Origin of the sequence: Streptomyces sp. NPDC056373 (assembly GCF_042262425.1) — a bacterium.
GTDB lineage: Bacteria > Actinomycetota > Actinomycetes > Streptomycetales > Streptomycetaceae > Streptomyces.
On record NZ_JBHJPX010000009.1, the window covers coordinates 195,164 to 208,305 of the forward strand.

At 71.9% G+C, this 13,142-nt stretch carries 12 protein-coding genes; 9 read left to right on the forward strand and 3 right to left on the reverse strand.

Features of this window, described 5'->3' with window-relative positions; genetic code table 11:
• The first annotated feature begins 76 nt into the window (after positions 1-76).
• The 9 genes from ACFCXS_RS20695 to ACFCXS_RS20735 all read left to right on the forward strand — a co-directional run bounded on the left by ACFCXS_RS20695 (position 77) and on the right by ACFCXS_RS20735 (position 8,414).
• Positions 77-850 (forward strand): MHYT domain-containing protein, encoded by a 774-nt coding sequence (locus ACFCXS_RS20695; RefSeq protein ID WP_376644805.1) that lies wholly within the window; start codon positions 77-79, stop codon positions 848-850.
• Between the two features lie 237 nt (positions 851-1,087).
• The gene (locus ACFCXS_RS20700; RefSeq protein WP_376644806.1) at positions 1,088-3,700 is read left to right on the forward strand and encodes a nitrate- and nitrite sensing domain-containing protein; all 2,613 of its coding nucleotides are present in this window, start codon (positions 1,088-1,090) and stop codon (positions 3,698-3,700) included.
• Positions 3,697-4,134 (forward strand): roadblock/LC7 domain-containing protein, encoded by a 438-nt coding sequence (locus ACFCXS_RS20705; RefSeq protein ID WP_376644807.1) that lies wholly within the window; start codon positions 3,697-3,699, stop codon positions 4,132-4,134. The genes ACFCXS_RS20700 and ACFCXS_RS20705 overlap by 4 nt, the downstream gene beginning before the upstream one ends.
• Before the next feature lie 22 nt (positions 4,135-4,156).
• Positions 4,157-4,567 carry a DUF742 domain-containing protein gene (locus tag ACFCXS_RS20710; RefSeq protein WP_376644994.1) on the forward strand — a complete coding sequence of 137 codons (411 nt, stop codon included), beginning with the start codon at positions 4,157-4,159 and terminating at the stop codon, positions 4,565-4,567.
• 172 nt (positions 4,568-4,739) lie between these two features.
• On the forward strand, positions 4,740-5,345 hold the full coding sequence (locus ACFCXS_RS20715; protein ID WP_376644808.1) for an ATP/GTP-binding protein: 606 nt from the start codon (positions 4,740-4,742) through the stop codon (positions 5,343-5,345).
• A gap of 177 nt (positions 5,346-5,522) precedes the next feature.
• Positions 5,523-5,936: a roadblock/LC7 domain-containing protein gene (locus tag ACFCXS_RS20720; RefSeq protein ID WP_234749518.1), complete on the forward strand. Its 414-nt coding sequence runs from the start codon at positions 5,523-5,525 to the stop codon at positions 5,934-5,936.
• A gap of 208 nt (positions 5,937-6,144) precedes the next feature.
• The gene (locus ACFCXS_RS20725) at positions 6,145-7,149 is read left to right on the forward strand and encodes a DUF6397 family protein (RefSeq protein WP_376644809.1); all 1,005 of its coding nucleotides are present in this window, start codon (positions 6,145-6,147) and stop codon (positions 7,147-7,149) included.
• Between the two features lie 97 nt (positions 7,150-7,246).
• On the forward strand, positions 7,247-7,618 hold the full coding sequence (locus ACFCXS_RS20730) for a VOC family protein (protein WP_376644810.1): 372 nt from the start codon (positions 7,247-7,249) through the stop codon (positions 7,616-7,618).
• A 10-nt stretch (positions 7,619-7,628) separates the two neighbouring features.
• Positions 7,629-8,414 carry an Fpg/Nei family DNA glycosylase gene (locus ACFCXS_RS20735; RefSeq protein WP_376644811.1) on the forward strand — a complete coding sequence of 262 codons (786 nt, stop codon included), beginning with the start codon at positions 7,629-7,631 and terminating at the stop codon, positions 8,412-8,414.
• 79 nt (positions 8,415-8,493) lie between these two features.
• Here ACFCXS_RS20735 and ACFCXS_RS20740 read toward each other — a convergent pair whose 3' ends face one another.
• The 3 genes from ACFCXS_RS20740 to ACFCXS_RS20750 all read right to left on the reverse strand — a co-directional run bounded on the left by ACFCXS_RS20740 (position 8,494) and on the right by ACFCXS_RS20750 (position 13,007).
• The gene (locus ACFCXS_RS20740) at positions 8,494-9,447 is read right to left on the reverse strand and encodes a DMT family transporter (RefSeq protein WP_376644812.1); all 954 of its coding nucleotides are present in this window, start codon (positions 9,445-9,447) and stop codon (positions 8,494-8,496) included.
• 136 nt (positions 9,448-9,583) lie between these two features.
• Positions 9,584-10,456: an acyl-CoA thioesterase gene (locus tag ACFCXS_RS20745; RefSeq protein WP_376644813.1), complete on the reverse strand. Its 873-nt coding sequence runs from the start codon at positions 10,454-10,456 to the stop codon at positions 9,584-9,586.
• A gap of 37 nt (positions 10,457-10,493) precedes the next feature.
• Positions 10,494-13,007 carry a DEAD/DEAH box helicase gene (locus ACFCXS_RS20750; protein WP_376644814.1) on the reverse strand — a complete coding sequence of 838 codons (2,514 nt, stop codon included), beginning with the start codon at positions 13,005-13,007 and terminating at the stop codon, positions 10,494-10,496.
• Positions 13,008-13,142 lie beyond the last annotated feature (135 nt).

Here is a 13,142-nt window from a genome sequence, read left to right on the forward strand (position 1 = left end):
GCCTTGGGTCATATTCCAACACCTTTCGAAATGCGCCCCCTTTGGGCGCCGGTGCCGGGTCTAGCGTCCCGGGGCCATGGGACACCTGGACCACGCAGCCCTGGGGTGGCTGACCCCCGCACTGTCGTACGTGATGGCCTGCATAGGCGCCGCACTCGGTCTGCGCTGCACCGTCCGCGCGCTCGCCACCACCGGGCGCTCGCGCCGCAACTGGCTCGTCACCGCCGCCTCCGCGATCGGCACCGGCATCTGGACCATGCACTTCGTGGCCATGCTCGGTTTCGGCGTCACAGGCACCGACATCCGCTACGACGTTCCGCTCACGCTGCTGAGTCTGCTCGTCGCCATGGTCGTCGTCTGCGCCGGTGTCTTCGCCGTCGGCTACGGCAAGAACCGCGGCCGCGCCCTGCTCGCCGGCGGACTCACCACCGGCCTCGGCGTCGCGAGCATGCACTACCTGGGCATGGCGGCCGTCCGGCTGCACGGCGACGTGACCTACGACCCGCTGCTCGTCGCGCTCTCCGTGCTGATCGCGGTCGTCGCCGCCACGGCGGCCCTGTGGGCTGCCCTCAACATCAAGTCGCCCGTGGCGGTCACCATCGCCTCCCTGATCATGGGCGCCGCGGTCAGCAGCATGCACTACACCGGGATGTTCGCGGTGGGCGTGCGCGTCACACCCTCCGGGGAGGCCCTGCCCGGGGCCTCGGCGATGCAGTTCATCTTCCCCCTCGCCGTCGGCCTCGGCTCCTACCTCTTCCTGACGTCGGCCTTCGTCGCGCTGTCGCCGACAGCGGGGGAGCGTGCGGCGTCCGCCTCGGCCCAGCGCCCGGTCCGGAGCGCCGCCCCCTAGCCACGAGGCGGCCCGAGACCGCGGACCGGCCGAACGGCCCCGAGGGGTGGTCAGGGCATGCCTCGCACTGAGGGCGCCCGGCGGACAAGGAGGGGCCGTCCCAACGATCCGGGCGGCGGTGGCGTGACCACCCGTACGGACAGCCCCTCCCCGTCGGGCCATGCGCTCCGGGCTCCCTGGGAGCCCAGCCAGGACGCCGGCCCTCAGCCCTCCGACCCACTCCCGAGCGAGGAGTCCATGCGCACACCCCGTAGGACCCCCACAGCCGGCGCCGAGGCGCCGTCCCCTCCCGTGCGCGGACGCCGCGCGCACGCCGGACCACCGGCCGACGAGAGCCCCGGCACGCCCTCGGACACCGCACCGGACGAGGCGCCCGCGCGCGCGGAGCGCTGGCACATACGCCCCCGCACCGTACGCGCCAAGATCGTCTGCCTGCTGATGGTGCCGGTAGTCTCCCTCCTGGCCCTGTGGGGATACGCCACCGTCACCACCGCCCAGGACGTCTCCCGGCTCCGGCAGGTCCAGCGCGTCGACGCCACCGTCCGCGCCCCCGTCTCCGCCGCAGTCACCGCCCTCCAGGCCGAACGTGCCGCCGCCGTACGTCACGCCACCGACCCGTCCGCCGTCCGGACCGGTGAACTGGACGAGCTGGCCCGGCGCACCGACCGGGCCGTCGCGCGACTGCGGCTCGGGCAGGGCAGCACCGTCGCCGACAGCGGGGAACTGCCCGCCGGAGTCGCCCAGCGGCTGAAGACGTTCGTCTCCTCCGCCGAGCAACTGCGGCCCCTGCGCACCGCGGTACGGGACCGGCGCGCCGGCTGGGCCGAGACGTACGACCGCTACACCCGGACCATCTCGGCCGCGTTCGGCGTCGGAGGCGCCCTCACCGGCATCCAGGACGCCGACCTCGGATCCGACGCGCGCGTGCTGCTCGAACTGGCCCGCGCGGGCGAGGCGTTGGCCCAGGAGGACGCGCTGTTGGGGAGCGCCCGCCTGGACGGCACCCTGACGGGGGAGCGGCTGCGGCTCTTCACCGGCGCCGTCGACCTGCGCCGTACGCTCACCGAAGCGGCCGTCGCGGACCTGAGCGGCGTCGAACGCTCCGCGTGGGAGGCCCTCGCCGACAGCAGCGCCTACGCCGGCCTGGGCGACGCCGAGGACGTCGTCCTTACCCGGGCGCCGGGCACCAAGGCGGTCGAAGCGGCACCCGAGAGCGGCTGGAACACGGCACACGCGCGTGTGCAGAACGGCATGCGCATCATCGAGAACGACGCGGCACGCGGGGTCGCCGAGCGGGCCGACCCGTTCACCCGGGGACTGCTCACCCCGGCCGGCGCCGCCGTCCTGCTCGGCCTCGCCGCCGTCGCCGCCTCGCTCGTCATCTCCGTGCGCATCGGCCGCGGCCTCGTGGTGGAACTGGAAGGCCTGCGCAACAGCGCCCTGGAGATCGCCCGGCGCAAACTGCCCGACGCCATGCGCAGACTGCGCGCGGGCGAGGAGATCGACATCCGCGCCGAGGCACCGCCCGGAGCGTCCGCGGAGGACGAGACGGGGCAGGTCGCCGAGGCCCTCACCACGGTGCACCGAGCAGCGCTGCGGGCCGCCGTGGAACGCGCCGAACTCGCCAGCGGAATCTCCGGCGTCTTCGTCAACCTCGCCCGCCGCAGCCAGATCCTCGTCCACCGGCAGCTGGCCCTCCTCGACAGCATGGAACGCCGCTCCGACGATCCCGACGAGCTGAGCGACCTTTTCCGCCTCGACCACCTCACCACCCGTATGAGGCGGCACGCGGAGAGCCTGATCATCCTCTCCGGGGCCGCCCCGGGCCGGGCCTGGCGCATGCCGGTCTCCCTGACGAACGTGGTCCGCGCGGCCGTCTCCGAAGTGGAGGACTACGCGCGCGTGGAGGTACGGCACCTCCCCGAAGCGGCCGTCGCCGGCGCGGCCGTCGCCGACCTCACTCATCTCCTGGCCGAGATCATCGAGAACGCCGCCCAGTTCTCCCCGCCCCACACGCGGGTGCGCGTCACCGGCGAACCCGTCGGCAACGGCTACGCCGTCGAGGTCGAGGACCGCGGCCTCGGCATGGGCGACGAGACCCTCGCGGAAGCCAACCGCCGCATCGCCCAGTCCGAGGCACTCGACCTGTTCGACAGCGACCGGCTCGGCCTGTTCGTGGTCAGCAGGCTCGCCGCCCGGCACGACGTCAAGGTCCACCTGAAGACCTCCCCGTACGGCGGCACCACCGCGGTCGTCCTGCTGCCCACCCCGCTCCTTCACACGGGCCCGGCACCACGCTCCCCCGAAGCGGTGGAACCCGCGCTGCAGCCCGAGGCCCACACCTGTGCGCGCGTGCCCGAGGACACACCGCCGCAGGACGCCGTCCCCGCCCACCACGACCGGCGGGCCCTTGTTGCCCCCGTGCCGTCCGCCGCGGGGCCCGAGACCTCGTCTCACGCGGATCTCTCCCACCGCGCGGAGACGTCACGACACGCGGAACCCTCACGTCACGCGGACGGCCCGCGTCACCTGGAGACCCCGAGCCAGCCCCCACCCCCAGGAGTCGCCACCTTGCGACTGCACCGCCCACCGCAGCAGCCCGAAGACCACGACGACCTTCCGCGCCGGGTACGTCAGGCCAGCCTCGCGCCCCAACTGCGCGACAAGCGCCCCGAGGAACAGCCGTCCGCGTCCGCCGCCCTGGACGACGAGCGGACACCCGAACTCGTGCGCGACCGCATGGCCGCCTACCGCGACGGCTGGGCGCGCGGCGGCGGCAGGCAACCCGGCCGCGGCACCGTTCCCGGCCACGCGACGGGCAGCGACAGCAGCGAAGGAGACCCCGCATGATCCAGGATCCGAGCACACAGTCCGCCCGGCGAGCCGGCGAACTCGACTGGCTGCTGGACGATCTGGTGCTCCGCGTGAGCGACGTCCGGCACGCCGTGGTGCTGTCCAACGACGGCCTCGCGGTGGGCGCCTCGTCCGGCCTGCGCCGCGAGGACGCCGAGCACCTCGCGGCGGTCGCCTCGGGTTTCCACAGCCTTGCCAAGGGCGCGGGACGGCACTTCGGCGCCGGCGGAGTCCGTCAGACCATGGTGGAGATGGACGAGGGCTTCCTGTTCGTGGCCGCCGCGGGCGACGGCTCCTGCCTCGCCCTCCTGACCGCCGTCACCGCCGACATCGGCCTCGTGGCCTATGAGATGGCCCGCCTGATCAAGCGCGTCGGCGAGCACCTCGGCACGGCGCCCCGCTCGGCCGCGCGGCCACCCGTCGCCGGATGAACCTGGAGAACGGTCCGTGCAGATGACCGAGGACATGACGGGCACCCCGCACGAGCAGGGCAGCCACTGGTACGACAACGAGGCCGGCCCGCTCGTCCGCCCCTACGCCATGACGGGCGGACGCACCCGGCCCGGCCCCACCGGCGTACGGTTCGACCTGATCGCCCTGGTCTCGCTGGACCCGGAGGCACCCGGGGTGGACGACGCCCCGCTCGGCCCGGAACACCGCAACCTCATCGACCTGTGCCGCCCGGAGACCCAGTCGGTCGCTGAACTCGCCGCAGGGGCGGACCTGCCCGTCGGTGTGGTCAGGGTCCTCCTCGGCGATCTCATGGAACTCGGCTGTGTCACCGTCAGCCGTCCCGTCCCCCCGGCGCAACTGCCCGACGAACGCATCCTGCGCGAGGTGATCGCCGGCCTGCGAGCGCTGTGATCCCGACGCGCCGACGCAAACCGCACCCATGTACACACCCTGCACTCCCGGCACCGGGATTCCCCCAGCACGGCACTCCCGGCACCCGGATTCCACAAGCACGCACTCCCGGCCCCCCGAACTGCCCACGCACGGCACTCCCGACACCCGGCACTCCTGAGAGAAGTGATCAATGGTCTCCGAGCACTCCGACACCCCGGACGGCGAGACCGCCGCGCTGGCGTTGAAGATTCTGGTCGCCGGCGGATTCGGCGTGGGCAAGACGACCCTGGTGGGCGCGGTCAGCGAGATCCGGCCGCTGCGCACCGAGGAACTCCTCAGCGAGGCGGGGCAGTCGGTGGACGACACCGACGGTGTGGACCACAAGACCACCACGACCGTCGCCATGGACTTCGGACGCATCACCATCCGGTCCGGCCTCTCCCTGTACCTGTTCGGCACGCCGGGCCAGGACCGCTTCTGGTTCCTGTGGGACGAGTTGTCGCAGGGGGCGCTCGGCGCGGTGGTCCTCGCGGACACCCGCCGCCTGGAGGACTGCTTTCCCGCGGTCGACTACTTCGAGCACCGGCGCATCCCGTTCGTCGTGGCCGTCAACTGCTTCGCCGGCGCCCGCCGGCACGGCGGCCCGGACGTCTCGCGCGCACTCGACCTCGACAGGGGCACCCCCGTGGTGCTGTGCGACGCCCGTGACCGCGACTCGGGAAAGGAGGTGCTGATCCGGCTCGTCGAGTACGCCGGGCGGATGCACACCGCCCGGCTGCTCGACTCGGTCGGCTGAGCGAAGACGGGGCCCGCGCGGTCGGTCCGCGACGGCCGCCCGGCCGGCGCGCGTCGGTCATCTTCTCTGCCATGGCTCCCGTCCTCCTTGCCCCGACCGCGGTCGTGGGGAAGGCTGACAAGGAGGTCCTCCGGCCAGGAGGACATTCGCACGGGGAGAAAACGGGGAGACCGGAAGATGGCGCAGAACCAGGGACTCGACTGGCTGCTGGACGACTTGACCGAGCGCGTCCACGAAGTGCGGCACGCACTGGTCCTGTCCAACGACGGCCTGGTGACCGGCGCGAGCACCGGACTGCGCCGCGAGGACGCCGAGCACCTCGCGGCCGTGTCGTCCGGGCTGCACAGCCTGGCCAAGGGCTCCGGACGGCACTTCGGGGCGGGCAGCGTACGCCAGACGATGATCGAGTTCGACGACGCGGTGCTGTTCGTCACGGCGGCCGGCACGGGCAGCTGTCTGTGCGTCCTCAGCGGCGCGGAAGCCGACATCGGCCAGATCGCCTACGAGATGACACTGCTGGTCAACCGCGTCGGCGAGCGTCTCGACGTCGATGCCCGCCAGCCTGAACCAAAACCGATCACAGACCTCTGACCTGCACGTTCGTCATCCCCCGTGGGGTTTTCCACAGGCTCGGCGCGAGATTCGCCGAAGCGGCTACGGTTTTTCGCACGGCCACCGCAGATCGGCCGTCGAAAACGGCCACCGAGCATGGCCACTGCACCGCGACCACAGCGCACGGTCACCGCACCGCGACCACCGCGCACGGCGTGAGCCGCTGACTCCACGGGGGAGACCGACCATGGCACGTATCAGCACGACATCCGACCGCACCACCTGCGCCCCGAGCCGGGCCGCCCGTGAACTGGAGCTCAGGCGCCGTGAGTTCGACCTCGCGGTGAACCTGGGGCTCATCCGGACCGTTCCCGACGAAGGAGGCGGGGGCAGGCACGTGGCCGGGGCCGAGATCGACCGGCTGCGCTCCGGGGACGGTTTCCCGGGCGCCCTGCGCGAACGCGTCGCGACCGCCGGCACCACCCAGGGCGCCGAGCTCATGGGGGTGGCGCCCACCAGGTTCACAGGCCTCGCGCGTTACGGCCTGTTGGTTCCGGTGACGTTCTACCTGAACCGCTACCGGACCGTCGTCTGGCTCTATCTGGCCGAAGAACTGCGGCAGTTCGCGGCCGAGAGGAGCAACGCCCGGCTGCTGACCGCCCGCCGAGTGCCCCTGGAGATCCGGGAAGGGCTGAAGGCCGGAATGGACCGGCGGCCCCGCAACTGGCGGGGGCGTCACGTCGGCTTCCTGACCCGGCAGGCCGGTGACGATCCCTGGGCCCACGCGGCAGCGGTCGCCACCCTCCTCGATCCGGCCGATGTGGCGGACGTCGTCCAGGACCCCGAGGAGCGAGACCGCCTCGCTCGCCGCCGCCCCCGGCTCCCGGCGCACGGCACCCCCGGTTCACCCACCGCCGAGCTGGCCGAGACGCTGATGACGGCGAGCGAACCGGACGAGGTGGCCTGGTTCCGAGCGGACCTGGCTCACACGATGGAGACGGCCCGCCGGCACGACCCCGCGACCACGGCACCTTTGCCGACACCTCCATCAGCGTCGGAACCCTCCATCTCACGCCCGGCACCGCGACCGAGTTCAAGGCCGCTCGGGTCACCTCCGCCCGTGCCATCGGCAGCAGCCCCCGCTTCATCCCCCGCCCCGGCGGGGGAGCGGCCCCCCGCACCCTCGGGCCGTACCCCTTCCCACGGTCTGCTGCGCTGGTTCCGCCGCAGAGGCCGGCGGCCGACCGGGTGAACGGGCCGTCGGCGTCACCGCCGGGCGGCCCGTCGACCGATGACTTTCCGGATGCGCCGAGGTCACACCCTCAGCAGACTATGTCCGGGAGGCGACCATGTTCGGTACGACGAAGGCGTTCAGCGGGTTCTCGGTGGACGACATCGACGCGGCCAAGGCGTTCTACGCCGACACGCTCGGTCTCCGGGTGTCGGAGGAGAACGGGCTGCTGATCCTGCACATCGCGGGTGACCGGGACACCTTGGTCTACCCCAAGCCGGACCACACGCCGGCCACGTTCACCATCCTCAACTTCCCGGTCGACGACATCGAGGCCGCGGTGGACGAGCTGGGCGGAAAAGGGGTGCGTTTCGAGCGCTACGACCACCTCAAGACGGACGACAAGGGCATCTTCCGCGGCGGCGGCCCACTGATCGCCTGGTTCACCGACCCGGCGGGGAACGTGCTCTCCGTCCTGCAGGAAACCTGACGCGCCGGTCGTGCCCGAACTGCCCGACGTAGAAGGATTCCGGCAGGTCCTCGAGTCCTGCGCGAAGGGACGCCTGATCCGCCGGGTCGACGTGCGGGACCCGGGTGTTCTGCACGGCGTCGGCACCCGGAGGCTGCGGGACGCCCTCGAAGGGCGGCGCTTCGGTACGCCGGAGCGGCACGGCAAGTGGCTGCTGGCCCGCACCGGCGGCCCCACCCTCGTCCTGCACTTCGGCATGACCGGGCGGCTGGTCTGCGGGCAGGTCGAGGACCCCGTCGAGACACATGACCGCGTCCTGTTCATCCTGGGCGGCGACCGCGAGCTGCGCTTCCGTTACCAGCGCAAACTGCAGGGGCTGTGGCTGGCCCACGACGAGTCCGATGTCGACCGGCTGCTGCGGAGGCAGGGACCCGATGCGCTGACGGTGGACCGGGCGGGGTTCGAGGAGGCGCTCTCGTCAAGGAGGGGGTACCTCAAGACGGCCCTCACCGACCAGTCCGTGCTCGCCGGGCTCGGCAATCTGCTCGCCGACGAGATCCTGTGGCGGGCCCGGCTGCGCCCCGACCACGGGGCGCGTGATCTCACCCCGGAGGACCGCCGTCGCCTGTACAGCGAGATGCGCCGCACCCTGCGCTCGTCCGTGGCCGCCGGCTGCGTACCGCCCCGTGACTCCTGGCTCACCGGTCACCAGGACGACGGCGACCCGAGGTGCCCGCGGTGCGGCGCCGGGCTGCGCCGGACCCGTATGGCGGGCCGGGGCACGGTGTGGTGCCCGCGATGCCAGGCGGACGGTTGAGCGGCGAAACCTGGCCGACAGCCCGCGCCACCACGGTCGTGCTGCCCCGACCGGTGGCGTTCTGCCGGGGACTTCGTGGTCAGGGTGCCGAGGCAGTCTCGCGCTCGTCCTCGGGGGCCACCAGCGACTGTGTGAACGGAATGCGAGCCAGCGCGAACACCCCCGCGGCGATCAGCGCGACGCCGATCAGCTGGGGCAGCAGCCACCAACCCGAGCGGACGGTCTCCTCGTACAGGGTGATGCCGAGGGTGAAGCTCACCAGGGCGTCGCCGAGGGTGAGTACGGGCTGCGAGGCGACCAGAGGACCGGCCTGCATGGCGTTCTCCAGCAGGAACAGCGCGCCCACGCCGGTGGCGGCGAAGGCGTACGTCTGCCAGGCGGTGAGGAAGGCCACGAGGCCCTGCTCGTCGAGGATGTGGGTGGCGGCCTTCATCAGTGCCGCGGTCACCGCATAGCTGATCGCCGTCGCGGCGCCCAGGCAGGCCGCCCGGGCCCGGCCCTCCGGCCGCCGGAGGGCCGCGACGGCGAGGGCCACGACCGCCCCCGCGCACACCGCGAGCGCGGGAATCCAGCGGTCCAGTGCCACATGCGTGCGGTTGCCCGCGGGGGAGGCCGCGGCGAGCGCGATCGCCAGACCGGCCACCACGACCGTGACGGCCAGCCAGCCCCTTCCCGGCAGGTGCCGGTGCAACAGCAGAGAGGCGACGACGAGGGTGAGCGGCAGTTCCAGCACGAACAGCGGCTGCACGATGGTCAACGGCCCGGTGGCCAGTGCCAGCGCCTGGCAGACGGCGGCGCCGATCACCGCGAGGATGCCGGCCAGCCATACCGGCCGGCGCAGCAGATCGACGATCAGCCCGGCCCGCAGCCCCTGGGAGGCGGGCACGGTGAGCGCCGCCTTGCGCTGCAGCACGGTGGCGACCGCGTTACTGAAGGCGGCGCAGATCGCGAACACGACGGGCAGCACGGTGTGCAGCGTGGTCACCTCCCGGACCGGCGGGCGTGTGACGTCGGCGGTGCCTGGTCCTGCCATGGTCGCCGGATCCGGTCCGGGGCGCGATCGGGAACACCCGGGCAGGATCACAGCGACCAGGGCCCCGACGGGCAGGATCACAGCGACCGGGGCCCCGACGGTCGGGATCCCGGCGAGCAGGGCCCGGCGGCGAAGGTCAGCCCAGCTTCCGGAAGAGCCCCTCCTGCACCACGGACACGACGAGACGGCCCTCACGGTCGTAGATCCGGCCCCGGGCCAGGCCACGGCCGCCGACCGCGATCGGCGACTCCTGGTCGTAGAGGAGCCAGTCGTCCGCGCGGAACGGGCGGTGGAACCACATGGCGTGGTCCAGCGATGCCATGTCGAAGCCGCGCGGGCCCCACAGCGGCTCGACCGGGATGCGGACGGCGTCCAGGAGGGTCATGTCGCTGGCGTAGGTGAGGGCGCAGGTGTGCACGAGCGGATCGTCGCCGAGCGGCCCGACCGCGCGCATCCACACGGCGCTGCGCGGCTCGGCGTCGCGGGCCGCCTCGACGGTCCAGCGCAGCCGGTCCACGTAGCGGATGTCGAAGGGCTGGCGGCGGGCCATCCGCTCCAGCTGCTCGGGCAGTGTGCCCAGGTGCTCGCGGATCTCGTCCGTGACGGTGGGCAGCGCCTCCGGGTCCGGGACCTTGCGGGCGGGAGGCAGCTGGTGCTCGAAGCTGCCCTCCTCCGGCTTGTGGAAGGAGGCGGTGAGGTTGAAGATCGTGCGACCCTGCTGCACGGCCGTGACCCGGCGGGTGGTGAACGACCGCCCGTCGCGCACGTGCTCGACCTGGTAGACGATCGGAACCCCCGGCCGTCCGGGGCGCAGGAAGTACGCGTGCAGCGAGTGCACGGGACGGTCGCCCTCGGTGGTGCGGCCGGCGGCGACCAGCGCCTGCCCCGCCACCTGACCGCCGAAGACCCGCTGCAGGGACTCCTGCGGGCTGCGGCCGCGGAAGATGTTGACCTCGATCTGCTCCAGGTCGAGCAGGTCGACGAGCCTCTCGGCCGGGTTGGTCGTCATGGGTGGGATTCTCCTGTGCTCGCTGCTGCCCGGCCCGTCACAGCTGGCCGACGTCGGTCACACGGACCACCGCGCGGCCCTCCGCGTCCGAGGCCGTGAGATCGACCTCCGCGCTGATGCCCCAGTCGTGGTCGCCGTTCGGGTCGTGGAAGATCTGCCGGACCCGCCACAGGGCGTTGTCCGGCTCCTCCTCGATCAGCAGCAGCTTGGGGCCGCGGGCGTCGGGGCCGGTGCCGAGATCCTCGTACTCGTCCCAGTACTTGTCCATCGCCTCGCCCCACGCGTCAGCGTCCCAGCCGGACTCGCCGTCCATCTCGCCCAGCTCCCCGACCTGGTCGAGGGCGGCCAGCTCCACACGGCGGAACATGGCGTTGCGGACCAGGACACGGAAGGCGCGCGCGTTGGCGGTGACCGGCTTGACCTCGTCGGCCTTCTCCTGGGCCTCCTCGGCGGTCATCTCCGCCGGGTTGGCCAGCTGCTCCCACTCGTCCAGCAGGCTGGAGTCGACCTGGCGCACCATCTCGCCCAGCCAGGCGATCAGGTCCTGGAGGTCCTCGGACTTGAGGTCGTCCGGGACGGTGTGGTCGAGGGCCTTGAAGGCGCCGGCGAGATAGCGCAGCACGATGCCCTCGGTGCGGGCCAGCTCGTAGTGGGACACCAACTCGGTGAAGGACAACGCGCGTTCGTACATGTCGCGGATCACGGACTTCGGCGACAGCGGATGGTCACCGACCCAGGGGTGGCTCTTGCGGTACGTGTCGTACGCGTGGAAGAGCAGCTCCTCCAGGGGCTTCGGGTACGTGATGTCCTGGAGGCGCTCCATGCGCTCCTCGTACTCGACGCCGTCCGCCTTCATCTGGGCCACGGCCTCGCCGCGCGCCTTGTTCTGCTGGGCGGCGAGGATCTGCCGCGGGTCGTCGAGCGTGGACTCCACGACCGACACCATGTCGAGCGCGTACGAGGGCGACTCGGGGTCGAGCAGTTCGAAGGCGGCGAGGGCGAAGGTGGACAGCGGCTGGTTGAGCGCGAAGTCCTGCTGGAGGTCGACCGTGAGCCGGACGATACGGCCCTCGGCGTCCGGCCGGTCGAGCTTCTCGACGATGCCGCCGTCCAGCAGCGAGCGGTAGATCGCGATGGCCCGGCGGATGTGCCGCAGCTGCTGCTTGCGCGGCTCGTGGTTGTCCTCCAGCAGCCGTCGCATCGCCTCGAAGGCGTTGCCGGGACGGGCGATCACGGACAGCAGCATTGTGTGCGTCACGCGGAAGCGGGACGTCAGCGGCTCCGGCTCGGAGCCGATGAGCTTCTCGAACGTCTGCTCCGACCAGGCGACGAAGCCCTCGGGGGCCTTCTTGCGGACGACCTTGCGGCGCTTCTTGGGGTCGTCGCCCGCCTTGGCGAGGGCCTTCTCGTTCTCGACGACGTGCTCGGGCGCCTGCGCGACGACGAAGCCCTCCGTGTCGTACCCGGCCCGCCCGGCGCGGCCCGCGATCTGGTGGAACTCGCGGGCCCGCAGGGTGCGTACGCGGGTGCCGTCGTACTTGGTGAGGGCCGTGAACAGCACGGTGCGGATGGGGACGTTGACGCCCACGCCGAGCGTGTCGGTGCCGCAGATGACCTTCAGCAGACCGGCCTGGGCGAGCTTCTCCACCAGGCGGCGGTATTTGGGCAGCATGCCGGCGTGGTGCACGCCGATGCCGTGCCGGACGTAGCGGGAGAGATTGCGGCCGAACTTGGTGGTGAAGCGGAAGTTGCCGATCAGCTCGGCGATCTTCTCCTTCTCCTCCTTCGAGCACATGTTGATGCTCATCAGCGCCTGTGCCCGCTCCACGGCCTGGGCCTGCGTGAAGTGCACGATGTAGACGGGCGCCTGCCGGGCGGACAGCAGATCGGTGAGGGTCTCGGTGAGCGGGGTGTAGCGGTACTCGTAGGACAGCGGCACCGGGCGGGTCGCCGAGCGGACCACCGCGGTGGGGCGACCGGTGCGGCGGGCGAGGTCCTTCTCGAAGAAGGCGACGTCGCCGAGCGTGGCCGACATCAGTACGAACTGCGCCTGCGGCAGCTCCAGGATCGGGATCTGCCAGGCCCAGCCGCGGTCGCCCTCGGCGTAGAAGTGGAACTCGTCCATCACGACCTGACCGACGTCGGCGTCCTTGCCGTCGCGCAGCGCGATCGACGCCAGTACCTCGGCGGTGCAGCAGATGACTGGGGCGTCGGCGTTGACCGACGCGTCGCCGGTCAGCATGCCGACGTTCTCGGTGCCGAAGATCTTGCACAGCTCGAAGAACTTCTCCGACACCAGGGCCTTGATCGGGGCGGTGTAGAAGGTGACCTCGTCACGGGCGAGGGCAGCGAAGTGCGCACCCGCCGCGATCATGCTCTTGCCGGAGCCGGTGGGCGTCGACACGATCACGTTCGCACCGGAGACCACCTCGATCAGCGCCTCCTCCTGGTGGGGGTAGAGCGTCAGACCCCGCTCGCCGGCCCACGACTCGAAGGCTTCGTACAGGGCGTCGGGGTCGGGGGTCCGCGGCAGCTGATCGATGAGGGTCACGCCCCCATCTTGCCCGGCCCGGTGCCCGATGCGGGAATCGGCTGTGGGCCCGAAGATCACGAACGCTACGCTGGGCCGCCGACGGGACGTCAGCGCGCCCGGTCAACTGGACAGCGGCACATGAGGAATGAGGCG

What these genes read in the sequence shown, in the direction of transcription:
- ACFCXS_RS20695 (WP_376644805.1), top strand. Translation starts at nt 77, where the DNA reads ATGGGACACCTGGACCACGCAGCCCTGGGGTGGCTGACCCCCGCACTG.
- ACFCXS_RS20700 (WP_376644806.1), top strand. Translation starts at nt 1,088, where the DNA reads ATGCGCACACCCCGTAGGACCCCCACAGCCGGCGCCGAGGCGCCGTCC.
- ACFCXS_RS20705 (WP_376644807.1), top strand. Translation starts at nt 3,697, where the DNA reads ATGATCCAGGATCCGAGCACACAGTCCGCCCGGCGAGCCGGCGAACTC.
- ACFCXS_RS20710 (WP_376644994.1), top strand. Translation starts at nt 4,157, where the DNA reads ATGACCGAGGACATGACGGGCACCCCGCACGAGCAGGGCAGCCACTGG.
- ACFCXS_RS20715 (WP_376644808.1), top strand. Translation starts at nt 4,740, where the DNA reads ATGGTCTCCGAGCACTCCGACACCCCGGACGGCGAGACCGCCGCGCTG.
- ACFCXS_RS20720 (WP_234749518.1), top strand. Translation starts at nt 5,523, where the DNA reads ATGGCGCAGAACCAGGGACTCGACTGGCTGCTGGACGACTTGACCGAG.
- ACFCXS_RS20725 (WP_376644809.1), top strand. Translation starts at nt 6,145, where the DNA reads ATGGCACGTATCAGCACGACATCCGACCGCACCACCTGCGCCCCGAGC.
- ACFCXS_RS20730 (WP_376644810.1), top strand. Translation starts at nt 7,247, where the DNA reads ATGTTCGGTACGACGAAGGCGTTCAGCGGGTTCTCGGTGGACGACATC.
- ACFCXS_RS20740 (WP_376644812.1), bottom strand. Translation starts at nt 9,447, where the DNA reads ATGGCAGGACCAGGCACCGCCGACGTCACACGCCCGCCGGTCCGGGAG.
- ACFCXS_RS20745 (WP_376644813.1), bottom strand. Translation starts at nt 10,456, where the DNA reads ATGACGACCAACCCGGCCGAGAGGCTCGTCGACCTGCTCGACCTGGAG.